Genomic DNA, 24,490 nt, shown 5'->3' with positions numbered 1-24,490 from the left:
AACATTATTTTTGCGACACATAAGTTATTCATAACGGCACAACAATGTTGTGATAATACCCATATGTCGCATTTTTAAAGAATTGGGACAACTTCTTCGTGTGTGTCAGTGTTATATATTTAAAGTGCAGCATTTGTATTATTTTATGACGCGACAAATTAAAGGAGTGATTATTAAAAAAAGCATATAAATAGTTAAACAAAATACTTTATTTATTCACGGAAATTGCTACAATAGTATTGCAATGAAATCAACAGGTAATCGCACTACCTAAAGTCGTCTAGTAATAATCATGGCAGGGTATTCTAGACGAGCAAATGATTGGGCAGTAGGTAGGATATAAGTCATTTTTGAGATGGCGATTTACGCTGATTAATCAGGTGCAAATAATTTGGGGCTACCTCTAATATCATATCCGCGTCTGTATTTTGTTCAAGCATCTAAGTGTTTGACAAAAAAACTACCAAGCATCGTGCTTTCGCATTGGAAGCCAGCCTAAAAACTTTAACTCTGAAACTAGGAGAACAATCATAGGTATGAAAATACCATTCCTACCACAACGCCGCACAGCTTTAAAGCGGATTGTGCAATTTTCAGTGCTGGGATTATTTGCAATATCAACGCCCTTGGTGGGTGGTTTCTTGCAAAGTACCCAAGCACAAAGAGCCGGAATCAACACAAAAGTAATCAACTTGGCTTATCAAACCTCTGGTGATCTAGTGAAGATCAGAGGAAATACAGACGCCCGTCTCAAGTCCTTGGGGATTACTGTCAATTGGGTACCATTTCCCGCAGGTCCACAATTATTAGAAGCGATGAATGCAGGTAGGGTTGATATTGGTAGCGTGGGTGAATCACCACCAGTCTTTGCTCAAGCTGCAGGCGCACAACTCGTCTATATTGCAGGTCGAAAACCTAACAAGGGTGACGGGCAAGCTATCATAGTTCAGAAAGATTCTCCCATTAAGCGGGTAGCAGATCTTAAAGGCAAGAAAGTTGTTTTTCAAAGAGGTTCTTCGGCAAATTATTTAGTACTCAGAGCCTTGAAAGAAGTAGGGTTGAAAATTAGTGATATTCAACCTGTGAGTTTGACCCCAGCAGAAGCCCGCGACGCATTTCTTCAGAAAAAAATTGATGCTTGGGCGGTTTGGGACCCCAACTTGGCTTTTGTACAAAGAAATGCTGGTGCCCGTACCTTGAGAGATTCAGCCGGAATTTCTACCCAAGGGGGATTTTATCTAGCCAGGCGTGAATTTGCCGAAAAAAATCCAGAAGTGGTGCGCGTGTTTTTAGAGGAAGCTGATAAAACAGGTGAATGGGCTGACAAAAACCCAACTGAAGTCGCCAAAATTCTGGCTCCTGAGTTGAAACTGGACGTACCTCTTTTAGAAATTGTGGCACGTCGAAACATTCGTCGATTAAGAAAACTGACACCTTCTATTCTCAGAGAACAACAGCGCGTTGCGGATGAGTATTATCAAGCAAAACTTATTCCCCGCAAACTTGATATCAAGGAGTTTTTGCTCACTCCTCAACAACTTGACGCCATCACACCTAAGCGTCTAACTCAATTCTAGTCTGATAGAGATTTGTGGAAATTGGCTGACGGTTACAGCAATTTTCATTTCTTTAAACCACATATCCCTGTAGGGGCGCAAGGCCTTGCGCCCTTACCATGTGGTCTATTTACGAGGGGGCGCAAGGCCTTACGCCCCTACCACGTGGTCTATTTACCTGAAAATCCCTGTAAACTAAGAGAAATATTGCAACCATGAAAATACCATTCCTTCCCCAACGCCGCACAGCTTTAAAACGGATTGTGCAATATGCAGTATTGGGATTGTTTGCGCTCTCAACTCCCTTGGTGGGTAGTCTTGTACAAAGCACCCAAGCCCAAACCAAACCCGGATTTACCTCTAAAGTCATCAATTTGGCTTATCAAACTTCTGGGGATATTGTCAAAGTTAAAAAAGTTGTCGAGCCACGTTTCAAAGCCTTGGGAGTAACTGTAAATTGGGTAGGGCCATTTCCCGCCGGTCCCCAACTGATAGAAGCGATGAATGCAGGTAAAATTGATATCGGTACTGTCGGTGAAACACCACCAATTTTTTCCCAAGCTGCAGGTATTACAGAAGTTATTTATATTGCTGGACGCAGACCTAGTAAAGGACTCAACCAAGGTATTATTGTCAGAGCCGATTCTCCGATTAAGCGGTTAGTAGATATTAAGGGTAAAAAAGTTGCCTTTCAAAGAGGGTCGAATGCTCACTATTTACTAGCAAAAGCCTTGAGAGAGGTGGGGTTAAAAATCACTGATGTTCAAGTTGTTGGTTTGACTCCATCGGAAGCCCGCGACGCCTTTATTCAAAATAAGGTTGAAGTTTGGGTAGGTGGCGATCCCTTTTTAGCCCTTGTGGAAAGAACTATCCCCATTCGTAATCTGAGAAATGCTGCGGGAATTAACACCCTTGGCGGATTTTATCTTGGTAGGCGACAATTTGTTACCCAAAATCCCGAATTGGTGCGCGTGTTTTTAGAAGAAGCCGACAAGATAGGTGAATGGGCTGACAAGAATCCAGTGGAAGTTGCTAAAGCTTTTGCTCCTGAGTTGAAATTAGATGTATCAGTTTTGGAAACAGTTTCACGTCGAACTATTCGCCGATTAAGAAAACTGACCCCTTCCATTATTGCTGAACAACAGCGTGTAGCTGACTTCTATTTACAAGAGAAAATAATCCCCCGCAAGATAGATATCAGGGAGACTACACCCTCGCCGCAATTATTAGAAGCCATCACACCTAAGCGCCTCAATCAGTTATAAGAATACACGACAAATTACGGGAATGGACTAGGGTTGGAACGGGAGCAACGCGATTTTGTGAGATCGGGGTTCAATACTGCGTAGGTTTTGGAATTTCTTAGTTGAGACAAGCAGGGGGAGAAATGGAAGCAGGAATTTTGACTTCCCCTGCTTCCCCTGCAAAATCCTACGTAGTATTGGATCGGGGTTCTACTTCGTAGTTATAGAATGTAGAAATCCCCAATAGATAACCTCCTTATTACCAGGGTGAAGTAGGTAATTGGGAGACCGATCGCACCACACAGCCCTCTAGATAAATAGGAACTCGTCCACAGTTAGGACATTGGAGTTGATCCTCTGGTTTGGTGTCTCCTTTACCTTTTAGTCGAGGTTTGGAGTTTTGTGGTGTAGTCAAGACCACTTCGAGGGATAATGGAGTCGAGCAGTTGCGACATTCGCAAATCAAAAGCTGCTCTGTCTCACTGGTTTGGAAAATTTTCAGATGTTGAGCTGGAAAGAACTTTTCTGGTTCCTCAGATTCTGATTGCTGGTTGTCAAACTTCTCAGGAATTGGTTTAGTCATGGTTGCTCCTCTATATTCAGTCTAGGCGTCTGCTTGACCTTGGATTATAATAAACCTTAGCAAAGTGGCGGAAATAGGAACGCGGCTCGCGACCAGAGGGCATTACGTGCGCTCCGACGGCTGAAAAGAGTACGTTAAAAAATATCGGATACCTCTAATGTGGGTGCAAGTCCCATCTTTTAGCGCCAAACCACGTTGGCGATCGCTTTGCAGATAGACTTGCAATTTAGTTGATTGTTCTGTGTCAGACAAACCACACCAATCTTGCTCTTCCAGGGGAATTATGACGTTTTGATGCACACATTGCTGAGGTTCTCGTTCACTTTCCCAATCAAAGCTAGTTCTCAAAACTGCGTGTCGTTCTACAACTCTCTGCCATGCTTGTTGAAATGCCAAAACATCAATTTTTTCATGTACTAAACAGATCATCTGCTCAATATCCACTCCCGAATTTTGAGCAACTAGATTGTTATACAGCATTCCTTGCTGTATAGATCAAAGTTGATATGAATCTTTTATGTTAGATTTGGGATTTGGGATTTGGGATTTTGGATTAAATCTAAAATCTAAAATCTAAAATCTAAAATCTAAAATCTAAAATCTAAAATCTAAAATTGGCTTGGTCAAAACTTTAGTCCTCAAAATAAGCACTGTAGGGGCGCAAGGCCTTGCGCCCCTACTACTACGAACAAAAAAATTGTGCCACTTGCGTAAGTCCTCTTAAATTTACCTCTGCCTCATCTCGAAATATACCTCTATGGCATCACGATAATATTCGTTAGCCAGTTCCAAATTTTGCACCTTGTCGCCACGGACACGCTGACTGTAAGCATTGCCAAGATTATATTGGATCATTGCCCATTCAATGGGAGAGCGATCGCGAGTAACATAAGTCAATCCAATCTCATAACCTGCAATGGCAATTTCGATATTGTCAGCCCAATTGCCCAACAAAAATTGCTGAAGTAACGTACTAAAATTGACAATATCTATGGCGATATTTTCTGCTACTTCTGGGAGCAACTGCGGTAGAGTCACCTTTGCCCAAGTTTCCATCACCCTAGCAAAAGCCATATCCAATTTATCTAGATTGGCTTCGAGAATCGGATACACCGCTCGTGAATCGCCGTTGGTTTTTGAAGTAGCCCGCAACACATCACCCAACAAATCCAAGTATTCTTTCGGTTGATAGCCTGATGATGAATTTTCTAGGGACCCACCCACTTGGTCAGCAATGGTTTGCAAAAAAGCAGCGGCTTTTTGTTCGCCCATGTCCGCCAATAAGGCTGCTACCTGATTTAATGTCTGTAAAAATCCTGCATCAATTAGGTCTTGATTGCTACGTAAAATATCAGCTTCTGCTCCACTGGGGCAACTGATGAGCTGCTCAATCAGTTGTAAATAGGCAGAAGAGCGATCGCCGTTCTTGCCATTTTGGGAGTTTACCATCTTTTGTGCTTCTGCCAAAGTACTCGTCAATTCAACTGCCAAATTCTGCAAATATTCAGCCGCTGCAACTGCACCTTCGTTATCAGCTTGACTTGCTACTCTTTCTACCACCCTAATAAAATCAGCATCAATTAAGTTTGCATTTGCTTGTAATAGCCCTAACTCCTCGCCACTTGGACAACTCAGAAGTTGATGAATCAGAGTTACATAAGCTTGGAGACGTTTTTTATCCATTAGGATATTTTAGTAGCATTTTATACCTATTTTATCATTCTTAACAAATCGCTACTAGATTGGTTTGATACTTTCAAGCAAGAAATTTGCGATATTGGGCATTGGGCATTGGATTACTTCCTCATCCCCAGTCCCCAGTCCCCAGTCCCCAATCCCCAATCCCCAATCCCCAGCGATGCACTGAGCTTGTCGAAGTGTCCCCAATCCCCAGCGATGCACTGAGCTTGTCGAAGTGTCCCCAATCCCCAATCTCCTCTACTACAATAAAGATGGATTGTATTGAGAATTGTATAGATAGAGTTCACCTGTCATGCCTCCCGCCGTTTTAATTCAGAATCTGCAAAAGCGCTACGGTTCGGTGATTGCCGTCAAGGATGTCTCCTTTATGGTAGAACCTGGGGAAATCTTTGGTTTACTCGGTCCTAACGGTGCTGGCAAAACTACCACCTTGCGTGCCTTATGTACGCTCACCACACCGGATGCTGGCAAAATTGAAGTATCTGGCATATCTGTGCTGGATAATCCAAAACTGGCAAGACAACGGCTAGGCTATGTAGCCCAGGAAGTCGCTTTAGATAAGGTGCTGACTGGTAGAGAATTGCTGCAATTGCAAGCGGCGCTTTATCACCTTCCTGGTGCGGTCGCGAAACAGCGCATTGAGACAGTATTAGATTTACTCGATTTGCAGAAATACGCCAATAAAAAGACAGGAACATACTCAGGCGGTATCCGCAAGCGCCTTGATTTGGCGGCGGGATTACTCCATGCACCAGATGTCCTGGTGTTGGATGAGCCAACGGTGGGACTTGACATAGAAAGCCGTTTTGTGGTATGGGAATTTTTACGCAAGTTACGCGCCTCTGGAACAACGGTACTAATTACCAGCCATTATTTAGAAGAGATAGACGCCCTAGCCGATCGCGTAGCAATTATTGATCGCGGTGTTGTGATTGCAGCGGGCACACCTTCACAATTGAAAGATCAAGTAGGAGGCGATCGCATTACTTTGCGAATCCGCGAGTTTTCCCCCATTGAAGAAGCCGAAAAGGCCACAAACCTGCTGCAGGCTTTACCCTTGGTGCAAGAAGTGATTATTAACAGCGCCCAAGGTAATTCGCTTAACTTAGTAGTGACACCGCAAAATGATGCTTTGAGTACTATACAACAAACACTCACAGCCGCCGGCTTGCCCATTTTTGGCATAGCCCAATCTCGCCCCAGCCTAGATGATGTCTACCTCGCCGCCACAGGTAAAACCCTGATGGATGCAGAACTGGCCGCCGTCGCCAATCGCGATCCCAAGGCGGAGAAAAAGCAAAATATGAGATAGGGACTGGGGATTGGGGATTGGGGATTGGGGAACAAGGAAGAGTTTTCTCAATGCCCCATGCCCCATGCCCCATGCCCCATGCCCCATTCCCCATGCCCCATTCCCCAACATTTTTATGACTAGTACTTCCAAAACTGATCCAAATTGGCAGCCTGCAAAATCGCCACAAGCGTATGCTAATGCTGCTCCTAATTTTCTCGGTGAATTGGTACAAGAGACGTTGGCTTTAACTCGTCGCTTGTTTATTCAGTTACAACGCCGTCCCTCAAGCTTGGTGGCGGGAATTATTCAGCCGGTGATGTGGCTAGTGCTATTTGGTGCTTTGTTTCAAAATGCACCCAAGGGCATCTTTGGCAGTACGACAAATTACGGTCAATTTTTGGCTGCAGGCGTTATTGTTTTTACAGCTTTTGCTGGGGCACTAAATGCCGGTTTGCCCGTCATGTTTGATCGAGAGTTCGGCTTTTTAAATCGGTTGCTGGTGGCGCCGTTAGCGTCGCGGTTTTCGATAGTTTTTGCTTCAGCAATCTTTATTATCAGCCAAAGTTTGCTGCAAGCGGCGGTGATTGTCGTAGCAGCAGCCTTTTTAGGGGCTGGATTACCAGATGCTGCGGGGTTGAGTGCGATCGCCCTAATTGTGTTTCTCCTGGCTTTGGGTGTCACAGCCATCTCCCTCGGCTTGGCCTTTGCCCTACCTGGACACATTGAACTAATTGCAGTGATTTTTGTCACAAACCTGCCTTTACTGTTTGCTAGTACCGCTTTAGCACCTTTATCTTTCATGCCTCCGTGGTTACAGGTAGTCGCTACCCTGAATCCTCTCAGCTACGCCATTGAACCGATTCGCTATCTCTATCTCCACAGCAATTGGGGATTGAGTAGCCTGGTGATGCAAGCGCCTTGGGGTGCCGTCACCTTTGGCGAAGCATTACTGGTGCTACTTGGCTTTGCCGTTGTCGCCTTGTTAAGCATTCAGCCGCAATTACGCCGAACTCTTGCTTAAAATGTAAGCATAATTTAAACCAAAAAACTTTCGGGTTGGAAACTGTAACTTAATTACTACCCACATGTAGACTATACTTGCCAAAAATGGGGAGTATTTGCTTAAGCTTGCAGTTATATGCTATTCTTTAACTAGGTAAAGCCGCCGTCAAATCGGATGGTAAGCAGTGCTTTATCTATTTTTTAGCCAAGACAACTTCAACGGTTGAATCCATAGGCTTAATCCAGCTAAAAAAAAGTAATCCCCAATTTGTTTGAGGGGATAGAGGGATTGCCGTTTATCCCTGTAGTTTTAGGACTTTGGACTTTGATTACAAACGTAGTTGTCTATTATTGTCTATCCTTTGGTAGCTTTGTCCAGATTTCTATGAACGGTAAAAACCCATGCAAAAAATGTTTCTACCCCTGACCAGACTTGTTGTAGCTACCGTGACGGGAATTGGCTTGGCTTCCTTAGTCATCCCTCAAGCCAGCTTGGCTGATTTAGGTCAAGCCGATAATAGACCAGGCTTTGATTCAACCAATACCAATCCTTGTGCTGGTGGTTCCGACGGCTCTTTCAATATGTTTAGCTTAATTCATTGCGCTAATCTCAACGGTGGCCAATTGAATAACAATCAAACCAACACCGGTTTAGACACGGAAGCAGCGGGGTTTCTACAAAAACAAAACCAACGTTTGCAAGGTCAAACGCCGCAGTCAAACCCAAGTGTCTCCGGGAGTCAACCTCTGGGAAATATCCCCCTAGAAATTAAACTCCCATCGGCTACCCCTACAGGGAACTGAATTGGAAGGGACTGGGGACTCAATACTGCGTAGGATTTGCAGGGGAGGCAGGGGAGGCAGGGGAGGCAAAACTCAACGCCAGCCTCCATTTCTCCCCCTGCTCCCCCTGCTTGCCTCAACCAAGAAATTCCAAAACCTACGCAGTATTGACTGGGGATTGGGGACAATGCCCCATGCCCCATGCCCCATGCCCTACTACAGTGCTAGTGCAGCTAACACATCGCTAGCATGGGTAGTTGTGTTGACACTGGCGTCAACATGGATAATTTTGCCATCGGGGCTAATTACGTAGGTAACGCGCTTGGCATAACCACCACCATCGACATCAAAAGCTGTGATCAAGCTTTTGTCGGTGTCAGCCAGTAGGGGGAAATTCAGATTATATTTGGCGGTGAATGCCTGATGGGAAGCTTCATCATCTGCACTCACACCCAGCACTACAACATCTTTCCCTTGATAATCAGGTTGGGCATCGCGAAAGCTACAAGCTTGTTTGGTGCAGCCTGGAGTATCATCTTTGGGGTAAAAATATAAAACCACCGTTTTGCCGGCGAAATCAGATAATGAGACCGTGTTTCCGTTAGTATCTTTGGCGGTAAATGCAGGCGCATCCGTACCAACTGCTAGAGGCATAATGAACCTTTCCTGTTTTGCGATTGTTGATGCACTTGAAATTTTACATTAATTTACAATGATTAAATAAATTATCATCTCTTAATACGGAATTAGGCATTGGGCATTGTCCCCAATCCCTGGTAACAGAGCGGAGCCGTTCGCGTAGCGTCTCGCAGAGAAGTGCAATCCCTGGTAACAGAGCGGAGCCGAAGTGCAATCCCTGGTAACAGAGCGGAGCCGAAGTGCAATCCCCAATCCCCATAACCAAAATGCCTGCTGTTGAAACCCAAAACCCAAAAACATTTTTCTATCCTTCTAGCACTGTAGAACGAGCCGAGCGATCGCTGGTGTGTTCTCCGTTCAAACAGTCTTTATTTGCAACGATGCGGCACCAAAGTGTGTCAGTCAGTGCGATCGCCCAAGAAAATGGACTCCAGCAAGGCTACACCAAACGCCGTTTATCAGAATTGGCTTGTGATAACGCCTTAGACTGGCTGATTCAAGTCGGTGTCCTGCGGCGAGAAGTTGATGGACAGGGAATTACAGACGCTTTCCGCCTTACTCCCCTAGGTCAACAGTTGCTAGAAAAATATCAAGGAAAAAATTGGCGTACTCCCTCATGGCGCGATCGCCTATACGATGCGGTGATTCGTTGGTTCAGACTACCGTTTTAGGGACTGACAATTTTGTCATTTGTCATTGGTCATTGGTCATTTGTCATTTTTCAATCCCCAATCCCCAAAACTTCACCCCGTAGGTGGAGTTTTTTATTTTTCGGAATTTCCTGAAAAGTTAGGATGAGGGAACCAAAGGGAACAATATATACTGAAGCATCAACCCCATTTACAAAATCTTTACCATATCCTGACTAATTTTGTGCAGTGTTGGTAGGGAATACCCAAGAGATATGGGGTAAAAGAGGTGATTAAGCACCTTGTTTGGCGCTGAAGATACTTGTTAACTGTTGACCAGCGGATTGCCATGATGCCATTAACTCGTGACATTCCGCCCCTTATCTGGAAAAACTGATAGTAACTTATGAAATCAATTATGGTAGTGGGGACAACGTCCCACGCAGGGAAATCACTCTTAACCACAGCTATGTGTCGCATTCTGTCACGGCGTGGCTGGCGAGTGGCTCCCTTTAAAGGTCAAAATATGGCTTTAAATGCTTATGTAACCGCCAGTGGTGGAGAAATTGGCTACGCCCAAGCAGTACAAGCTTGGGCTGCGGGAGTTGTTCCTTGGGTGGAAATGAACCCGATTTTACTCAAGCCCCAAGGGGATATGACCTCCCAAGTAATTATCAAAGGTAAACCTGTAGGTAAAGTAGGTGCGGCGGATTATTACGAGCAATATTTTGAACTAGGTTGGCAGTCAATACAAGAATCCCTACAGCATTTAGGGACAGAATTTGATTTGGTCGTTTGTGAAGGTGCTGGTAGTCCAGCGGAAATTAACCTCAAGCACCGCGATTTAACCAATATGCGGGTGGCGAAATATTTAAATGCACCGACACTACTGGTAGTTGATATTGACCGGGGTGGCGCTTTCGCCCATATCATCGGCACCCTGGAGTTACTCGACCAGGATGAACGCGACCTAATTAAAGGTATAGTAATTAATAAGTTTCGTGGACAGCGATCGCTCTTGGAGCCAGGGATAAAATGGTTGGAAGAACGTACTGGTATCCCCGTGGTGGGTGTTATTCCTTATTTAGATTACGTCTTACCAGCAGAAGACTCCCTGGATCTGTTGGAACGTAAAACCCAAAAAAGCCAAGGCGACCTGAATATTGCCGTTATCCGCTTACCAAGAATTTCCAACTTTACCGATTTTGACCCCCTGGAATCAGAACCAACGGTTTCCGTAAAATACTTAAGTGCAAAGCAAGATTTAGGACATCCAGATGCAGTAATTATCCCAGGAACCAAGACGACAATTCCTGACTTAATACTGTTGCAAAGAAGCGGGATGGCAGAAGCGATACAAAACTATGCCGCATCTGGTGGCACAGTTTTGGGCATCTGCGGTGGCTACCAAATGCTGGGTCAAATCATCGCCGATCCAGAGGGAATAGAAGGACAAGCAGGCAGATATCAGGGTTTGAGTCTACTACCTATTAAGACTGTGATTACAGGGCAGAAAATCGCCCGTCAACGCCAAGTAAGCTCGAATTTCCCGCAAATGGGCTTACCAGTGACAGGATTTGAAATTCACCAGGGGCGATCGCGCATCGAACAGCAAACCGATAGCCAATCCTACCAACCCCTATTTGACGATCATAATTTAGGATTAGTAGATAGTTGTCAATCAGTTTGGGGTACTTATCTCCACGGGATTTTTGACAATGGCCCTTGGCGACGCGCTTGGTTAAATCGTCTCCGTCAACAGCGGGGTTTGAAATCCTTACCTACTGGTGTCGCCAACTACCGAGAACAGCGAGAACAAATTTTGGATTCTCTAGCCACTGAAATTGAAAGTTATTTAGACTTAACACCCTTTTTGTCATAGCTAGGCTGGATTTTTATGCATGTCCGCGTCCGCTTTTTACCAGATGATGTCACAGTAGAAGCCGAAGTGGGAGAAGCCCTCTTAGATGTAGCCGAACGGGCTAGAGTACTGATTCCCACTGGCTGTCTCATGGGGTCTTGTCACGCCTGTACTGTGGAATTAGACGATGGAGAGATTATCCGCGCCTGTATTTCAGCAGTTCCACCAAAACCAGAGGAATTAACAATTCATTTGTTTAGTGACCCCACTTGGTAATAGTCAAACAATTAGGAGGGGTTGAATCTCTGTTCGATTTCAACCCCCTTGCCCAACTACTACAATAAGAATATATATCCGAATATTTCAACTAATTTGCTCTATGTCAGTTTTAGCAGCGATCGCAGTCTTGGCTGTTTTGATTTTGGTACACGAACTAGGACATTTCATTGCAGCACGTTCTCAAGGGATTCACGTTAACCGCTTTTCTTTAGGTTTTGGCCCTGTAATTTGGAAGTACCAAGGTCCGCAAACTGAATATGCTATCCGCGCCTTTCCTTTGGGCGGCTTTGTCGGCTTTCCCGATGATGAGCCAGATAGTGTTATTCCACCCAATGACCCGAATCTACTGCGTAACCGTCCTATTTTAGATCGGGCGATCGTCATCAGTGCAGGTGTGATCGCCAATTTATTATTTGCTTATTTGTTGCTGGTAGGACAGGTTAGCTTTGTCGGTATGGGACAAGCAAGTCAACCTGGTGTGTTAATTCAGCAACTCGCACCAGAGGTCAGTTCTGTAGCTAGCAATGCGGGGATTAAGCCAGGAGATGTCATCATAGCGGCTAATCAACACCAATTTGGGACTTCACTGCAAGAAATTGACGCTTTTCGGGATTTAATTAAAAATAATGCCGGGAAGTCCATTCAACTAGAAATCCTCCGTGGCGACCAAAAGCTATCTTTAAATGTCGTTCCTGAGCCTAAGTCTAATGGTGGTACCATTGGTATTGGCCTTTCTCCCAATGGTCAAGTTGAACGTCGTCGCATTACTAATCCTGTCGAGGCTTTGAGTGTTGGTGCGACTGAATTTCAGCGGATTGTGTCCATGACATTTAAAGGTTTTGGACAACTGATCACCAATTTCGGCGAAACAGCCTCTCAAGTAGCAGGTCCAATTAAAATTGTGGAAATTGGTGCTAATATTGCCCAAAAAGATACAGGCAGTTTGTTCTTCTTTGCGGCGCTGATTAGCATTAACCTGGCGATCATCAATATTCTGCCTTTACCAGCCTTGGATGGCGGACAATTGGCTTTTCTGTTGATTGAAGGTCTGCGCGGTAAGCCCTTACCTACCCGCATTCAAGATGGTGTCATGCAAACTGGTTTAGTGCTACTCTTAGGATTAGGAATTTTTCTGATTGTCAAGGAAACTACTCAGTTAACTAGTCAGTTAGAGTGGGTACAAAAATTATTCCAGTGAGTATCAATTTGGGTGCGTCAGATTTGAGAAGACGGGCTAGAGAAATTTTAGTTCGCCTGCAGCGTCTTTATCCAGATGCAACTTGCTCTTTGACCTACTCAACGCCTGTACAATTGCTGGTGGCAACGATTCTCTCCGCTCAATGTACAGATGAGCGGGTGAATAAAGTTACACCAGCATTATTCAGTCGGTTTCCCGATGCAGCGAGTTTGGCAGATGCTGATTTAGCAGAGTTAGAAAATTTGGTGCGTTCCACAGGATTTTACCGCAATAAGTCCAAGAATATTCAAGCCGCCTGTCGGATGATTGTCACGGAGTTTAACTCTGTTGTGCCTAATACAATGGAGCAGTTGTTGCAGCTTCCTGGTGTGGCGCGGAAGACTGCAAATGTAGTCTTAGCTCATGCGTATGGCATTAACTCAGGAGTGACGGTAGATACTCACGTCAAGCGCCTTAGTCAACGCTTGGGTTTAACTCAACATCCAGACCCCATCCGCATTGAACAAGATTTAATGAAGTTATTACCCCAACCAGATTGGGAAAATTGGTCAATTCGGCTGATTTATCACGGTCGGGCGATTTGTAAAGCCCGTTCTCCTGACTGTGTTGCTTGTCAACTGGCTGATATTTGCCCAACCGCTCAGGGACTGACAATTAAAATATAAAATTTGTCGGGTGCGTCAGTAGCAGTTCTAGGACTTACGCATTGACAAAAAACACAAAATATGTAGCTCCAAAAAACCGGAGATGTCGTAGGGGTTTAGCATTGCTAAACCCTTACAACGCGGGTCTGTTTACCATCAAAGTAATAATTAATCAAAGCCTGAAACAACGTATTTTGGTAAAAGCATACCATGCCAAATTTGTACAGTGCGTAAGTTCTAAGTCCATTGATTGGGTGGCGATAATTTGCGGACTGACGCACCCTACAGATCATAAGTCACAAGTTGTGGGATAAGCTATACTAGCAGCCTGGGAATTAATGGGAATAGAGCCTAAAAGCCTATCCTAACGATAGAATGGAAAATGCTGCTTTAAAATAAATTAGAGAGTGTATGGCAAAAAAGAGCATGATTGAGCGCGAGAAAAAACGCGCCAAATTGGTAGAAAAATATGCAGATAAGCGGGAAGCGTTGCAGATTGAGTTCCAAAATGCAGAATCTCCCCTAGATAAGCTAGAAATTCACCGGAAAATTCAACAATTACCCCGCAATAGTGCGCCTACCCGTCACCGCAACCGCTGCTGGGTAACTGGTCGTCCTAGAGGCGTTTATCGCGACTTTGGGCTGTCTCGGAACGTCCTGCGGGAATGGGCCCACGAAGGTCTGTTACCCGGAGTTGTTAAGTCTAGCTGGTAGTCAAGAGTCAAGAGTCAAGAGTCAAGAGTCAAGAGTCAAGATATGGACTTTTGACTGTGGACTTTTGACTATGGATTTTCTTTATTGACCGCAACAGCGATCTATCCCCAGACTTTCTAAGAGTAGATCGCTGACAGCGTTGGCGATCGCAAACTCTCCATAAAAGCTTTTGGAAAAATCAAAGGCCTGCATTTCTGTAACAATAGCAATTACTAGAGAACCGAGGTCGTTTTCGCCTTCCATCCGCTGTCGGATAAAAATCTGTGCAGCGCGTTGGGCAATTTTGTGATTTACTGCTTCTGGGATAAATTCTGTGTCTAGCCACCGCAGCAGGCGCTGTTGTAACCATTCCCCTTCCAGTTGGGGCTGTTCAGATGGTGGTAAGGTGATGGGTGGAATTGGTTCTGTCATTTTTTTTATTTTATACCCTCCAGGGACGCAGAGGAACGCAGAATGCGCTCCTAATCAGGCTTTTTTATTGTTAACTTAACTATGCAATATGATATCGCTGCTATTGTTCAAGGCTATTCTCAAGGCTATTTTCTCATGGCTGACGACAGCGATGGACTGGCATGGTACGGTAGTCGCGATCGCACACTGATTCCCTTAGATGACCGATTTCGCTATCCTACATCTTTGCGGCGTGTTTTAAATCAAGAACGGTTTACCGTGGCTATTAACCGTGATTTTAATGCTGTGGTAGCTGGTTGTGCTAACCGCAAAATAACTTGGATTTCTGCGGAATTAGCAGAAATCTACTGGCTACTTTACGAGAATGGTTTTGCTTATAGTTTTGAAACTTGGCTGGGTGACGAACTCGCTGGGGGAATTTTAGGAATTGTGATTGGTGGCGCTTTCATTGGCGAATCAATGTTTTACCGCATTCCTGAAGGCTCAAAGGTGGCGATGGTAAAGTTGGTAGAAAGGTTACGAGAAAGGGAATTTGTGCTGTTTGACGCCCAAATGATGAATCCGCATTTGGCCAGATTTGGTGCTTATCGGGTTGAGGATCAAGAGTATCAAATTCTACTACATAAAGCCTTGCAACGCCAGTGTAATTTGGTGTAAAAACTGATATAATTATTTTAGGATGAAGTTAGTTTACCAGAGGCTACGGCTATGACTTTGGCATCTAATGAACAAGCCACTATCATTCGCACAGAACGTGGACTCACGATTTCCGGAACACGCATTACCCTCTATGACATAATGGATCTGTTGAAGGTTCAGTATCCCCCTAAGTTAATCCGCAATAAATTTCACCTCACTGATGAGCAAATAGAGGCTGCATTGTCTTTTCTAGAAGCGAATCGTACTCAGGTAGAAGCTGAGTATCAAGAAGTTCTCCGAACCAGAGAGGAAATTCGCCAGTATTGGGAAGAACGCAACAGCGAACATTTTACCCAAACCGCTACTAAGCCGCACAAACCAGGTCAAGAAGCTCTCTGGAGAAAGCTAGAGGAGCAAAAAGCCAAACGTACCTCAAAAACGCCATGACTTTTCTGGTTGACTACAACCTTGATGGATATGCCCTACTTTTCCTGGGAATCTTAGCAAAAAACGGTTGGCTAGAGTAATCTCCTAGTCAACTATTTGCCAGACTTACACGGACATTTATTGACAAACCGCACCAAAAACCTTGCTCGCGTATGGTGCAGACCCTACGCGCTCTCAGGGCTTCTGTCACCAGATATTTCAAGAAAATTTACATAAACCTTCTAGACCCACCTGTACTATTTATGTGATGATTTGAAAAGCTTGCCTAACCAAGTAAATTTGTGTTACTGACTTCCATCAAAACCAAGTTAAAATTGACTGCTGACCAGAAAATTCTGATGTCAAAACATGCCGGCATATCCCGATTTACATACAATTGGGGACTTGCTACATGGCAAGCATTGTATCAATCTGGATATCAACCCAATCACTTGATTTTGAAAAAGTTCTGGCTCTTGCGTGTGTAGCGTGCTTAATTATTAATGAAAGTCGATTAAATTGCTTTAATAACAAGGCTTATAGGCGTTTATAATTTGATTTTTAGTAACAGTAGCTCAAATACAAAAAATAATGGCTTTTATCGGAGCCAGGCAAGGGTTTCAAACTTATTTTTTAACAAATTCAGCACGCTAAGTACGGAAGAGCCACGAATGTAGAGACGTTACATGTAACGTCTCTACAAGGGTTTCACGCTTTGCGATTTTCTTAACCGAGCAGTATTGATTCAGATGTCATATGACCAGTAACGAGATTGATACAATTGAATTATGTAGGAGAGTTCACCATCTAGTCAAAGACAATCATGCCCCCTGAAATTGCTGTAGAGAAAACAAAGTTAAAAAATCCGCCATTGGAGCTTCATTATTTAGGCGATCGCGTTCTGCGTCAACCAGCCAAGCGGATTCCAAAAGTAGATGATGAACTACGTCAACTGATACGCGAAATGCTGCAAACTATGTACAGCAAAGATGGAATTGGTTTGGCTGCGCCCCAAGTCGGAGTTCATAAACAACTAATTGTTATCGACCTGGAACCAGATAACCCAGCTAATCCACCTTTGGTGTTGATTAACCCTACCATTAAATTCTTCAGCAAAGAAATCTGCGTAGCCCAAGAAGGCTGTTTGAGCATTCCCAACGTTTATCTGGATGTCAAGCGCCCCGAAGTCGTGGAAATTGTCTATAAAGATGAAAATGGTCGTCCCCGAACATTAAAGGCTAATGACCTCCTCGGACGCTGTATTCAGCATGAGATGGATCACCTCAACGGCGTGGTATTTGTAGACCGTGTGGATAACTCCTTGACTTTGACCCAGGAACTATCGAAGAATGGCTTCTCGTATCAAGCGGTGAAACCATTAACATAAGGTGATTTAATCGTGTATTTAACTCCAAAAGGCGGTTTTTTCCTCGCTAGTTCCTGTGTAACAGCGATCGCTGCTGTCGGTTCGATTTTTGAACTCAGTTACGGACAACCAGATTTGGGTGTCCAACTAACTACGATTATCCTGGCTTTGAGCATTCCCCTCACAGGATTATTTTTCTTTGCTGCAGTTAGGGACGCAAAGGCTAACATTAAATAAGCATCAGGTACATAAAAGGTAAGGGGACGAAGGAAAATTGCAAAATACATCCTTTTACCTTTTACCTTTTCTCCTCATATTCCACTACCTTTACCGATTTTCAGTTCACTCTAGGGATAGCCTAGGTTCAATTCCAGTAAAAACCCGCTGCCAAAAAGCCTTGCGGCAAAGGTCATAATTATGGTAGAAGGAGTGAGATGGCGAGCATTGCCTGGGGACTTTCCTGCTAGGCTGACAGTATACACATATTTTCGCAACTGGCGCAGAACCCAATACAGTTCAGTTAAGGAAAATTGTCGTAGGGGCACGGCACGAATAAAATTGTCATTAGAAGAAAAGATTTTGGATGCCGTGCCCCTACACTGTATACCATTTGAGTCTAACTGAACTGTATTGGACCAGAACCGGGATATTCACGATAGTCTTTAAGAATGGATCAGAATCGAACAGGAACGCCATCCGAGTCCATCCGCAGCCAATACTGCGTAGGTTTTGGAAAATCGTAGGTTGGGTTGACCAACGAAACCCAAAAAGCCCCCTCCTCCCTTGCGCTTAGGGGGTTGACGACTTTGGCACGTCAAATTTCCCAGCGCCTGACCATTCCCCATGTTAAACTCGACTATCTTGACTCGCCTCATTTCTAACTATTTAGCCAATCTTGACCGCCAGGTAGTTGCGTCAGATAATCATCAATAATATCTGGTAATTCCTTGATTGAATAGGTGTATGTTAGCGCCAATAACTCAGCTGCATTTAATATTATCTGTGGTTTATCCAGCATTTTTGAAAGTTGCGATCGCTTGAATTTACCATTCAACACTTCCAAACTAGCATCAGCTACTGCTAGTTCAATTTCATTTTCCAACCAACTACCCCATTCATCTTGCTTGATTGATATAATATGATTTTTTATTCTCTTTGAGATTGATTTTGTTGATTTCAATCAGTGAATTGCGAATAGAAGTAGCCCAATAATTTGTTAAGCGCTGTTCTATTTGGTTTTTAATCAAATGAATTAGCAGAATCCTTAAATAAGATTGAATATTCCGCAGAATAGCTTGTTTGCTCATCCCCTCTAACTCATCAACAATTGCCAAAGCATCTGCATAACGTCCTTCCATAATACTATTTCTCAGGTCGATTAATTCTTGTGTCATTGTGATTACCTCTTACCTGCTTTCCAATCTTCTCCACCGGGTAGCCGAGTTAAATTTTCAGCTATGACTGCGGGCAATTCTTTAATTGTATGGGAATATGTTAGCAATATAAAGCTTTGTGCATTATTAATTATCTGGTTTCTATCTACCATTTCCGTAAGTTGAAATTCATTGTAAATTCCATTCAACACTTCCAAACTAGCATCAGCTACTGCTAGTTCAATTTCATTTTCCAACCAACTACCCCATTCATCTTGATTGATATAATAGGATTTTTTATTCTCTTTGAGATTTACATCTTGAATTTCCAGAATTGCGTTGCGAATAGAAGTAGCCCAAGAATTTGTTAACCGCTGTTCTATTTGATTTTTAATCAAATGAATCAACAAAATCTTTAAAAACGACTTAATCTGGCGCAAAATAGCCTTTTTGCTCATCCCTTCTAACTCATCAACAATTGCCAAAGCATCTGCATAACGTCCTTCCATAATGCTATTTCTCAGGTCGATTAATTCCTGTGTCATTGTGATTACCTCTTACCTGCTTTCCAATCTTCTCCACCGGGTAGCCGAGTTAAATTTTCAGCTATGACTGCGGGCAATTCTTTAATTGTATGGGAATATGTTAGCAATATAAAGCTTTGTGCATTATTAATTATCTGGTTTCTATCTACCATTTCCGTAAGTTGAAATTCATTGTAAATTCCATTCAACACTTCCAAACTGGCGTCAGCTACTGCTAGTTCAATTTCATCGTCTAACCAACTACCCCATTCATCTTGATTGATATAATAGGATTTTTTATTCTCTTTGAGGTTGACTTTTTTGATTTCAATCAGTGAATTCCGTATCGAGGCCGCCCAAGAATTTGTTAATCGCTGTTCTATTTGGTTTTTAATCAAATGAATGAGCAGAATCCTTAAAAAGGATTGGATAATCCGCAAATTCGCTTGTTTACTCATCCCTTCTAACTCATCAACAATCGCCAAAGCATCTGCGTAACGTCCTTCCATAATGCTATTTCTCAGGTCAATTAATTCTTGTGTCATTGTTATTACCTCTTCCCTGCTTTCCAATCTTCTCCACCGGGTAGCCGAGTTAAATAATCATCAATGATTGCGGGCAATTCTTTAATTGAGTAATTGTATGTTAATTTCAACAGAATTTGCGCCTGATTGATTATTTGGTTTTCATCTACAATTTCTGCTAATTTAAATGGACTGTAAGCACCATTCATTACCTCATCACTCGCATCTCTAATCGCTTCTTCAAATTCATCTTCCAATATTAACTCCCAATCATCTATGTTGACGTAGTAAGAGGTTTTATTGTCTTGCAAATTCAATTTTTTAATTTCTCGGATTGAACTGCGAATAGAATTAGCCCAAGAATTAGTTAAACGCTGTTCTACCTGATTTTTAATTAAATGAATCATCAGTCTAACTAAAAATGATTGGATATTCCGCAAAATAGCTTGTCTACTCATCCCTTCTAACTCATCAACAATTGCCAAAGCATCTGCATAACGTCCTTCCATAATGCTATTTCTCAGGTCGATTAATTCTTGTGTCATTTTTATGCACCTCAAAATTTCATTGTGCTAAATTCAATATAACAATTACTTATTTATTATGAATTTTGGTAGGGTGGGCAATGCCCAGCCTACAGTTATCTAATGTGCCATTTGCGTCAGTCGTATTTTACTTTTTAGCCTGAATCACCTGCAGACTTCCACCAGCATACAAAGTAGGTTGACTCACCTCAAACCCAGTCTGTTTTAATAATCCAGGTAAATCAGTTTTCAAAAGTTGCCAAGCTGTCTCAGTTTCAAACAACAGTAAAAACAGTGACACCCCAGGCCAAAATATCGGATTTGTGGGAGCGTGAAAATCGACTAATGTAAACACCCCTCCCGACTTCAGCACCCGATAAGCCTCGTTAACAATCTTGTGTAATTGCTCAGGTTGCATTTCATGGAGTGCCACACTGATATGTACCACATCAAACTCGTGATCTGCAAAGGGTATTTCCTCAGCAAAGGCTTCTACATAGGAAGCATCAGGCACATTCTGCCGCGCTCGTTTCAGGGATAATGGAGAAGCATCCAATCCTGTTACATTTTGTGAATATTTCACCAAAAACTGCGTCGCTTGACCACTGCCACAACATAAATCTAAAATTTTAGTATCTGAGTGAATCGTTAAGCCTTGCAACGCTAGTTGACGAAAACGGGTTTCGCCACCCACACTTAAGGCCGCTAAACCTGATATACCGTCATAGAGCCACTGATAGCGGTAACTCCAATCCCGTAAAATTGTCGCCATTACACCTTTCCATCCCATTAACCTTTATATTTAATAAAGATATATTGTTAACATTAGTAAAAAAACTGAAAAGGTTGGGGGAAAGTAATAGCTATGGGTCGTGTAGGCGTCTTATTACTCAATCTCGGTGGTCCTGATAAGCTCGAAGATGTCGGTCCGTTTTTATTTAACCTGTTTTCTGATCCAGAAATTATTCGCCTACCATTTCCTTGGTTGCAAAAGCCCCTGGCTTGGTTTATTGCTTCGCGGCGAACCACAACATCCCAAGCCAACTATAAACAAATTGGGGGCGGTTCGCCACTGCGGCGGATCACAGAAGCCCAAGGGGAAGCGCTCAAAGAACAACTAGGCCAGATGGGACAAGAAGCCAGCATTTATGTGGGAATGCGTTACTGGCATCCTTATACCGAAGAAGCGATCGCTCATATTACCCAAGATAATATCGAACGCCTGGTAATTCTACCACTTTATCCCCAATTTTCCATCAGTACCAGTGGTTCCAGTTTCCGACTTTTAGAAAAACTTTGGCAAGAAGACCCAAAACTGCAACGCCTGGAATACACCGTCATTCCCTCCTGGTACAAAGAACCAGGCTACCTTGAGGCTATGGCTGCACTTATAGCCCAAGAACTAGATCAATTAGCCAATCCCCATGAAGCCCATATCTTCTTCAGCGCTCACGGCGTACCTAAAAGCTATGTAGAAGAAGCAGGGGACCCCTACCAGCAAGAAATTGAGGAATGTACTGCTCTGATTATGCAGACCCTCAATCGACCCAATCCCCACACCTTAGCTTATCAAAGTCGCGTCGGTCCTGTAGAATGGTTGCAACCCTATACAGAGGATGCACTCAAAGACTTAGGCGCACAAGGGGTGAAAGATTTGGTTGTCGTCCCGATCAGTTTTGTCTCTGAACACATCGAAACACTGCAAGAAATTGACATTGAGTATCGAGAAGTAGCTGAAGAAGCAGGAATTCATAACTTCCGTCGCGTACCAGCGCCCAACACCCATCCGGTATTTATTAAAGCACTAGCAGACTTAGTAATTGATGCCCTCGAAAAACCCAGTTTCAAGCTTTCGCAAGCCGCCCAAATGAAGAAAAGGGTCAAAATGTACCCCCAAGAGGGTTGGGAATGGGGTATAACTACTAGCGCCGAAGTCTGGAATGGTCGTATTGCAATGCTGGGCTTTATTGCTTTGATTATCGAGCTGATTACTGGTCATGGACTGCTACACTTTGTAGGACTTTTGTAATTGCTTGTCATTTGTCATTTGTCATTTGTCATTTGTCATTTGTCATTTGTCATTTGTCATTTGTCATAAGACCACTAACTACTGACCCTTGACCGTTGACTCTTGACTCTTGACCCTTGACCCTTGACCCTTGACCCTTGACCGTTGACTCTTGACTCTTGACCCTTGACTCTTGACCCTTGACTCTTGACCCTTGACTCTTGACCCTTGACCCTTGACCCTTGACCCTTGACTATCGCCGGCGATTTTGCCAATACAAGCTATACCACTGCTTCGCACTACGAATTGCAAACAAGAGGAGGATTAAAGCAATTAATCCTCCAGACCAAGGATCATTAATTGCAAACAAGACTAGAGCCACAGATAAGATATCTTGAAGAAAGACTGCCCACAACGGTAAGCCACGCAAGCGATAAAACCAGCCAACTTGAACTAGCTGGAGTACTAACGCTAACGAACCCCCAATCAAGCCAATTAGCCAGTTTGGCGTTGTTGTTGTCGAAGCTACTGCCAATGCCATGATAGCCCCCACAAAGGGGGAAAATAATAACTCCACCAGTTGTAGCATTCTTTGCCCCATTAGCTTTTTTGAAGCAAATAGCTCAATTAAGGACCAAATGGTGAGTGAAAATAGCAAGACTGGTGAAGAAATGCGTGATAAAATCGGTATTTCTGACCAAAGATGATTTCCCTGCAACAAACCAATCATCAGTAAGGGTATGGCGATTCTGATTCCAGCCGCTGCAGAGGCAGAAAGTGTGGCTAGCATTTCAATCATCAGAGGACTTAAAGTGTTAAATATACAAGCAAATATAGGATTCCTATTTGATGTTTGAAATAATACTTTATGCAAGTAATATCAAGGACAAACTCGATAAGTAAGGCATAACCATACCTACAGATACTTAGATTTATTGCCAAAAATCAAACCGGATTGCTATAGATGTTATATATTTTAACTCCACATTTCCCACTTGAGAACTTCACGGATTAATACTTAACAATATTACCAAATGATGGTTATATTTATTGTTAAGTATTAATCCTGCTATTTCTGGTTTGTTATGTGATTTTAGACCAGGAAGGGAGTAATTTTAAATCCCCAGTCTTTGGTAAATCTCCTCTAAATGTTTGAGATGTTGCTGTGGATCAAAACAGACTTCAATCTCTGCAGGTGATAACTTTTGGGTAACACGAGGATCTTGACTAATTAACGCCTGGAAATTCCCTTCTGGCTTGTTCCAAGCACAATGAGCGCTTTCTTGGACAATTGCATAAGCTTCCTCACGGGTGCTTCCCTTTTCGATTAAAGCCAGTAGCACTTTCTGACTAAAGACAACGCCACCGTAGCAATTGAGATTTCGTTCCATGTTTTCTGGATACACCAGCAGGTTTTTCACCAATTCGGTGATTTCGTTGAGCATAAAATGCGTTAAAATGCAAGCATCTGGCAAAATTACCCGTTCGACAGAACTGTGGGAAATATCCCTTTCGTGCCACAGTGCAACATTTTCCAAAGCTGCGCCAGCATGACTTCTGACCAGTCGCGCCATACCCGTTAGCCGTTCAGAACGGATGGGATTACGCTTGTGGGGCATTGCTGAGGAGCCTTTTTGACCTTTGGCGAAGAATTCTTCTACTTCGAGAACGTCAGTTTTTTGCAGATTGCGAATTTCTACAGAAAAGCGTTCAATAGAGGCCGCTACTAAAGCTAATTGTTGCACATAGTCGGCGTGGCGATCGCGGGAAATAACTTGTGTGGATGCTGTGTCTGGTGTGAGTCCAAGTTTAAGGCAGGCGATCGCCTCTACCCGTGGTTCAATATTGGCATAGGTGCCAACCGCACCAGAAATCTTACCCACAGCAATTGTTTGGCGCAGAATTTGCAACCGTTCTTGGTGACGCAATACCTCTGCTAACCACCCAGCCAGCTTAAAACCAAAGGTGATGGGTTCAGCATGAATACCGTGAGAACGTCCAATCATCACCGTATGGCGATGTTCTTTTGCCTTTTGGCGAATTGCCTCAATCAAATCTCGCAGACGTTGCAACAATATATCCAAACTGGCAACCAATTGCAATGCTAAAGCCGTATCCAAGACATCCGAACTGGTTAAACCCAGGTGAATATAGCGTCCTGCATCCCCAACATATTCATTCACATTTGTCAAGAAAGCAATGACATCGTGGCGGACTTCAGCCTCAATTTCCAGCACCCGCTTAGGGTCAAAATTCGCCTTGGCTTTAATTTCCTCAACCGCCAAAGATGGAATGTAGCCCAGTTCAGCTTGAGCCTCGCAAACAGCAATTTCCACTTGCAGCCAGGTTTTTAGCTTATAGGCTTCACCCCAAAGATTGCCCATTTCGGGCAAGGTATAACGCTCTATCACAGTCCGCCACAGAATACAACCGTCATATTTTACATTAATGTTGACTAATGAGTGTTGATTAATGACTTTGAAACCCTCTACTCTGTGTTCTCTGTGTCTTTGCGGTTAAATAAAAAACTTTTATACCACAGAGACGCAGAGGACGCTGAGAGAAAAA

The 24,490-nt window shown here is 43.4% G+C and carries 30 protein-coding genes and 1 pseudogene; 17 read left to right on the top strand and 14 right to left on the bottom strand.

What is annotated here, in order from left to right; translation table 11 throughout:
- The first annotated feature begins 536 nt into the window (after positions 1-536).
- Positions 537-1,577 carry an aliphatic sulfonate ABC transporter substrate-binding protein gene (locus tag HEQ19_05515; protein WYL99057.1) on the top strand — a complete coding sequence of 347 codons (1,041 nt, stop codon included), beginning with the start codon at positions 537-539 and terminating at the stop codon, positions 1,575-1,577.
- 194 nt (positions 1,578-1,771) lie between these two features.
- Complete coding sequence (locus HEQ19_05510) at positions 1,772-2,821, top strand: aliphatic sulfonate ABC transporter substrate-binding protein (GenBank protein WYL99056.1); 1,050 nt, start codon at positions 1,772-1,774, stop codon at positions 2,819-2,821.
- A 238-nt stretch (positions 2,822-3,059) separates the two neighbouring features.
- Here the strand turns inward: HEQ19_05510 and HEQ19_05505 are convergent, their stop codons facing one another.
- The 4 genes from HEQ19_05505 to HEQ19_05490 all read right to left on the bottom strand — a co-directional run bounded on the left by HEQ19_05505 (position 3,060) and on the right by HEQ19_05490 (position 5,371).
- Positions 3,060-3,383 carry a hypothetical protein gene (locus HEQ19_05505; protein WYL99055.1) on the bottom strand — a complete coding sequence of 108 codons (324 nt, stop codon included), beginning with the start codon at positions 3,381-3,383 and terminating at the stop codon, positions 3,060-3,062.
- 102 nt (positions 3,384-3,485) lie between these two features.
- Positions 3,486-3,863: a condensation domain-containing protein gene (locus tag HEQ19_05500; GenBank protein ID WZI67118.1), complete on the bottom strand. Its 378-nt coding sequence runs from the start codon at positions 3,861-3,863 to the stop codon at positions 3,486-3,488.
- 246 nt (positions 3,864-4,109) lie between these two features.
- A complete protein-coding gene (locus HEQ19_05495) occupies positions 4,110-5,066 on the bottom strand; it encodes a hypothetical protein (protein WYL99054.1) in 957 nt (318 codons plus the stop codon).
- Positions 5,067-5,179: 113 nt separating this feature from the next.
- The gene (locus tag HEQ19_05490; GenBank protein WYL98094.1) at positions 5,180-5,371 is read right to left on the bottom strand and encodes a hypothetical protein; all 192 of its coding nucleotides are present in this window, start codon (positions 5,369-5,371) and stop codon (positions 5,180-5,182) included.
- Between the two features lie 5 nt (positions 5,372-5,376).
- On the opposite strand from HEQ19_05490, the gene HEQ19_05485 reads away from it, so the two are divergent.
- From HEQ19_05485 to HEQ19_05475, 3 genes are all read left to right on the top strand, one after another.
- Positions 5,377-6,396: an ABC transporter ATP-binding protein gene (locus HEQ19_05485; GenBank protein WYL99053.1), complete on the top strand. Its 1,020-nt coding sequence runs from the start codon at positions 5,377-5,379 to the stop codon at positions 6,394-6,396.
- Positions 6,397-6,511: 115 nt separating this feature from the next.
- A complete protein-coding gene (locus HEQ19_05480; GenBank protein WYL99052.1) occupies positions 6,512-7,399 on the top strand; it encodes an ABC transporter permease in 888 nt (295 codons plus the stop codon).
- A 383-nt stretch (positions 7,400-7,782) separates the two neighbouring features.
- Positions 7,783-8,184, top strand: a complete 402-nt coding sequence (locus HEQ19_05475) for a hypothetical protein (GenBank protein ID WYL99051.1) — start codon at positions 7,783-7,785, stop codon at positions 8,182-8,184.
- Positions 8,185-8,379: 195 nt separating this feature from the next.
- Here the strand turns inward: HEQ19_05475 and HEQ19_05470 are convergent, their stop codons facing one another.
- Both HEQ19_05470 and HEQ19_05465 read right to left on the bottom strand, forming a co-directional pair.
- Positions 8,380-8,817: a peroxiredoxin gene (locus HEQ19_05470; protein ID WYL99050.1), complete on the bottom strand. Its 438-nt coding sequence runs from the start codon at positions 8,815-8,817 to the stop codon at positions 8,380-8,382.
- 43 nt (positions 8,818-8,860) lie between these two features.
- Entirely contained in the window at positions 8,861-9,061 is a 201-nt protein-coding gene (locus tag HEQ19_05465) for a hypothetical protein (GenBank protein WYL99049.1), read from the bottom strand.
- 7 nt (positions 9,062-9,068) lie between these two features.
- On the opposite strand from HEQ19_05465, the gene HEQ19_05460 reads away from it, so the two are divergent.
- From HEQ19_05460 to rpsN, 6 genes are all read left to right on the top strand, one after another.
- Entirely contained in the window at positions 9,069-9,473 is a 405-nt protein-coding gene (locus tag HEQ19_05460; GenBank protein ID WYL99048.1) for an Npun_F0494 family protein, read from the top strand.
- A gap of 364 nt (positions 9,474-9,837) precedes the next feature.
- Positions 9,838-11,313: a cobyric acid synthase CobQ gene (cobQ, locus tag HEQ19_05455; protein ID WYL99047.1), complete on the top strand. Its 1,476-nt coding sequence runs from the start codon at positions 9,838-9,840 to the stop codon at positions 11,311-11,313.
- A 15-nt stretch (positions 11,314-11,328) separates the two neighbouring features.
- The gene (locus HEQ19_05450; GenBank protein ID WYL99046.1) at positions 11,329-11,568 is read left to right on the top strand and encodes a 2Fe-2S iron-sulfur cluster-binding protein; all 240 of its coding nucleotides are present in this window, start codon (positions 11,329-11,331) and stop codon (positions 11,566-11,568) included.
- Between the two features lie 103 nt (positions 11,569-11,671).
- Entirely contained in the window at positions 11,672-12,769 is a 1,098-nt protein-coding gene (rseP, locus tag HEQ19_05445; GenBank protein WYL99045.1) for an RIP metalloprotease RseP, read from the top strand.
- Positions 12,745-13,434 (top strand): endonuclease III, encoded by a 690-nt coding sequence (gene nth / locus HEQ19_05440; GenBank protein WYL99044.1) that lies wholly within the window; start codon positions 12,745-12,747, stop codon positions 13,432-13,434. Before rseP ends, nth begins: the two co-directional genes overlap by 25 nt.
- Before the next feature lie 390 nt (positions 13,435-13,824).
- Positions 13,825-14,127: a 30S ribosomal protein S14 gene (gene rpsN, locus HEQ19_05435; protein WYL99043.1), complete on the top strand. Its 303-nt coding sequence runs from the start codon at positions 13,825-13,827 to the stop codon at positions 14,125-14,127.
- A gap of 81 nt (positions 14,128-14,208) precedes the next feature.
- Here the strand turns inward: rpsN and HEQ19_05430 are convergent, their stop codons facing one another.
- Positions 14,209-14,538, bottom strand: a complete 330-nt coding sequence (locus HEQ19_05430) for a hypothetical protein (protein WYL99042.1) — start codon at positions 14,536-14,538, stop codon at positions 14,209-14,211.
- A gap of 81 nt (positions 14,539-14,619) precedes the next feature.
- Between HEQ19_05430 and aat the strand changes: the two genes are divergently transcribed.
- The 5 genes from aat to HEQ19_05400 all read left to right on the top strand — a co-directional run bounded on the left by aat (position 14,620) and on the right by HEQ19_05400 (position 17,206).
- Positions 14,620-15,195: a leucyl/phenylalanyl-tRNA--protein transferase gene (gene aat, locus HEQ19_05425; protein WYL99041.1), complete on the top strand. Its 576-nt coding sequence runs from the start codon at positions 14,620-14,622 to the stop codon at positions 15,193-15,195.
- Positions 15,196-15,246: 51 nt separating this feature from the next.
- Positions 15,247-15,624 (top strand): DUF433 domain-containing protein, encoded by a 378-nt coding sequence (locus tag HEQ19_05420; GenBank protein ID WYL99040.1) that lies wholly within the window; start codon positions 15,247-15,249, stop codon positions 15,622-15,624.
- A 281-nt stretch (positions 15,625-15,905) separates the two neighbouring features.
- A complete protein-coding gene (locus HEQ19_05410) occupies positions 15,906-16,091 on the top strand; it encodes a helix-turn-helix domain-containing protein (protein ID WZI67117.1) in 186 nt (61 codons plus the stop codon).
- A gap of 335 nt (positions 16,092-16,426) precedes the next feature.
- Positions 16,427-16,990, top strand: a complete 564-nt coding sequence (def, locus tag HEQ19_05405; GenBank protein WYL99039.1) for a peptide deformylase — start codon at positions 16,427-16,429, stop codon at positions 16,988-16,990.
- A gap of 12 nt (positions 16,991-17,002) precedes the next feature.
- Positions 17,003-17,206 (top strand): hypothetical protein, encoded by a 204-nt coding sequence (locus HEQ19_05400; protein WYL99038.1) that lies wholly within the window; start codon positions 17,003-17,005, stop codon positions 17,204-17,206.
- Positions 17,207-17,846: 640 nt separating this feature from the next.
- Here the strand turns inward: HEQ19_05400 and HEQ19_05390 are convergent.
- From HEQ19_05390 to HEQ19_05370, 5 genes and pseudogenes are all read right to left on the bottom strand, one after another.
- Positions 17,847-18,363: pseudogene (locus tag HEQ19_05390) on the bottom strand (DUF29 family protein).
- A gap of 5 nt (positions 18,364-18,368) precedes the next feature.
- The gene (locus HEQ19_05385; GenBank protein WYL99037.1) at positions 18,369-18,887 is read right to left on the bottom strand and encodes a DUF29 family protein; all 519 of its coding nucleotides are present in this window, start codon (positions 18,885-18,887) and stop codon (positions 18,369-18,371) included.
- Positions 18,888-18,892: 5 nt separating this feature from the next.
- A complete protein-coding gene (locus HEQ19_05380) occupies positions 18,893-19,411 on the bottom strand; it encodes a DUF29 family protein (GenBank protein WYL99036.1) in 519 nt (172 codons plus the stop codon).
- Between the two features lie 5 nt (positions 19,412-19,416).
- Positions 19,417-19,935 carry a DUF29 family protein gene (locus HEQ19_05375; protein WYL99035.1) on the bottom strand — a complete coding sequence of 173 codons (519 nt, stop codon included), beginning with the start codon at positions 19,933-19,935 and terminating at the stop codon, positions 19,417-19,419.
- Positions 19,936-20,062: 127 nt separating this feature from the next.
- Complete coding sequence (locus HEQ19_05370) at positions 20,063-20,686, bottom strand: class I SAM-dependent methyltransferase (GenBank protein WYL99034.1); 624 nt, start codon at positions 20,684-20,686, stop codon at positions 20,063-20,065.
- Between the two features lie 93 nt (positions 20,687-20,779).
- Here HEQ19_05370 and hemH point away from each other — a divergent pair, with 93 nt between their 5' ends.
- Positions 20,780-21,943: a ferrochelatase gene (gene hemH / locus HEQ19_05365; protein WYL99033.1), complete on the top strand. Its 1,164-nt coding sequence runs from the start codon at positions 20,780-20,782 to the stop codon at positions 21,941-21,943.
- 232 nt (positions 21,944-22,175) lie between these two features.
- On the opposite strand, the gene HEQ19_05360 is transcribed toward hemH, so the two are convergent.
- Together HEQ19_05360 and purB are read right to left on the bottom strand one after the other, a co-directional pair.
- A complete protein-coding gene (locus HEQ19_05360; GenBank protein WYL99032.1) occupies positions 22,176-22,721 on the bottom strand; it encodes a DUF4126 domain-containing protein in 546 nt (181 codons plus the stop codon).
- Between the two features lie 316 nt (positions 22,722-23,037).
- Positions 23,038-24,333: an adenylosuccinate lyase gene (gene purB / locus HEQ19_05355; protein WYL99031.1), complete on the bottom strand. Its 1,296-nt coding sequence runs from the start codon at positions 24,331-24,333 to the stop codon at positions 23,038-23,040.
- Between the last annotated feature and the right edge of the window lie 157 nt (positions 24,334-24,490).

The organism is Gloeotrichia echinulata CP02 (assembly GCA_038087035.1).
GTDB lineage: Bacteria > Cyanobacteriota > Cyanobacteriia > Cyanobacteriales > Nostocaceae > Gloeotrichia > Gloeotrichia echinulata.
The sequence above is the reverse complement of the archived record's forward strand: the minus strand, read 5'-3'. Positions and strand labels throughout refer to the sequence as shown.

Excerpts from the sequence above, each read along its gene's own strand:
- HEQ19_05430 (WYL99042.1), bottom strand. The coding sequence starts at position 14,538 with ATGACAGAACCAATTCCACCCATCACCTTACCACCATCTGAACAGCCC.
- HEQ19_05480 (WYL99052.1), top strand. The coding sequence starts at position 6,512 with ATGACTAGTACTTCCAAAACTGATCCAAATTGGCAGCCTGCAAAATCG.
- aat (WYL99041.1), top strand. The coding sequence starts at position 14,620 with ATGCAATATGATATCGCTGCTATTGTTCAAGGCTATTCTCAAGGCTAT.
- HEQ19_05470 (WYL99050.1), bottom strand. The coding sequence starts at position 8,817 with ATGCCTCTAGCAGTTGGTACGGATGCGCCTGCATTTACCGCCAAAGAT.
- HEQ19_05360 (WYL99032.1), bottom strand. The coding sequence starts at position 22,721 with ATGATTGAAATGCTAGCCACACTTTCTGCCTCTGCAGCGGCTGGAATC.
- HEQ19_05475 (WYL99051.1), top strand. The coding sequence starts at position 7,783 with ATGCAAAAAATGTTTCTACCCCTGACCAGACTTGTTGTAGCTACCGTG.
- hemH (WYL99033.1), top strand. The coding sequence starts at position 20,780 with ATGGGTCGTGTAGGCGTCTTATTACTCAATCTCGGTGGTCCTGATAAG.
- HEQ19_05505 (WYL99055.1), bottom strand. The coding sequence starts at position 3,383 with ATGACTAAACCAATTCCTGAGAAGTTTGACAACCAGCAATCAGAATCT.
- HEQ19_05375 (WYL99035.1), bottom strand. The coding sequence starts at position 19,935 with ATGACACAAGAATTAATCGACCTGAGAAATAGCATTATGGAAGGACGT.
- HEQ19_05515 (WYL99057.1), top strand. The coding sequence starts at position 537 with ATGAAAATACCATTCCTACCACAACGCCGCACAGCTTTAAAGCGGATT.
- HEQ19_05485 (WYL99053.1), top strand. The coding sequence starts at position 5,377 with ATGCCTCCCGCCGTTTTAATTCAGAATCTGCAAAAGCGCTACGGTTCG.
- def (WYL99039.1), top strand. The coding sequence starts at position 16,427 with ATGCCCCCTGAAATTGCTGTAGAGAAAACAAAGTTAAAAAATCCGCCA.
- rpsN (WYL99043.1), top strand. The coding sequence starts at position 13,825 with ATGGCAAAAAAGAGCATGATTGAGCGCGAGAAAAAACGCGCCAAATTG.
- HEQ19_05380 (WYL99036.1), bottom strand. The coding sequence starts at position 19,411 with ATGACACAAGAATTAATTGACCTGAGAAATAGCATTATGGAAGGACGT.
- HEQ19_05495 (WYL99054.1), bottom strand. The coding sequence starts at position 5,066 with ATGGATAAAAAACGTCTCCAAGCTTATGTAACTCTGATTCATCAACTT.
- cobQ (WYL99047.1), top strand. The coding sequence starts at position 9,838 with ATGAAATCAATTATGGTAGTGGGGACAACGTCCCACGCAGGGAAATCA.
- HEQ19_05500 (WZI67118.1), bottom strand. The coding sequence starts at position 3,863 with ATGCTGTATAACAATCTAGTTGCTCAAAATTCGGGAGTGGATATTGAG.
- HEQ19_05460 (WYL99048.1), top strand. The coding sequence starts at position 9,069 with ATGCCTGCTGTTGAAACCCAAAACCCAAAAACATTTTTCTATCCTTCT.
- HEQ19_05450 (WYL99046.1), top strand. The coding sequence starts at position 11,329 with ATGCATGTCCGCGTCCGCTTTTTACCAGATGATGTCACAGTAGAAGCC.
- HEQ19_05370 (WYL99034.1), bottom strand. The coding sequence starts at position 20,686 with ATGGCGACAATTTTACGGGATTGGAGTTACCGCTATCAGTGGCTCTAT.
- HEQ19_05385 (WYL99037.1), bottom strand. The coding sequence starts at position 18,887 with ATGACACAGGAATTAATCGACCTGAGAAATAGCATTATGGAAGGACGT.
- HEQ19_05420 (WYL99040.1), top strand. The coding sequence starts at position 15,247 with ATGACTTTGGCATCTAATGAACAAGCCACTATCATTCGCACAGAACGT.
- HEQ19_05510 (WYL99056.1), top strand. The coding sequence starts at position 1,772 with ATGAAAATACCATTCCTTCCCCAACGCCGCACAGCTTTAAAACGGATT.
- HEQ19_05465 (WYL99049.1), bottom strand. The coding sequence starts at position 9,061 with ATGGGGATTGGGGATTGCACTTCGGCTCCGCTCTGTTACCAGGGATTG.
- rseP (WYL99045.1), top strand. The coding sequence starts at position 11,672 with ATGTCAGTTTTAGCAGCGATCGCAGTCTTGGCTGTTTTGATTTTGGTA.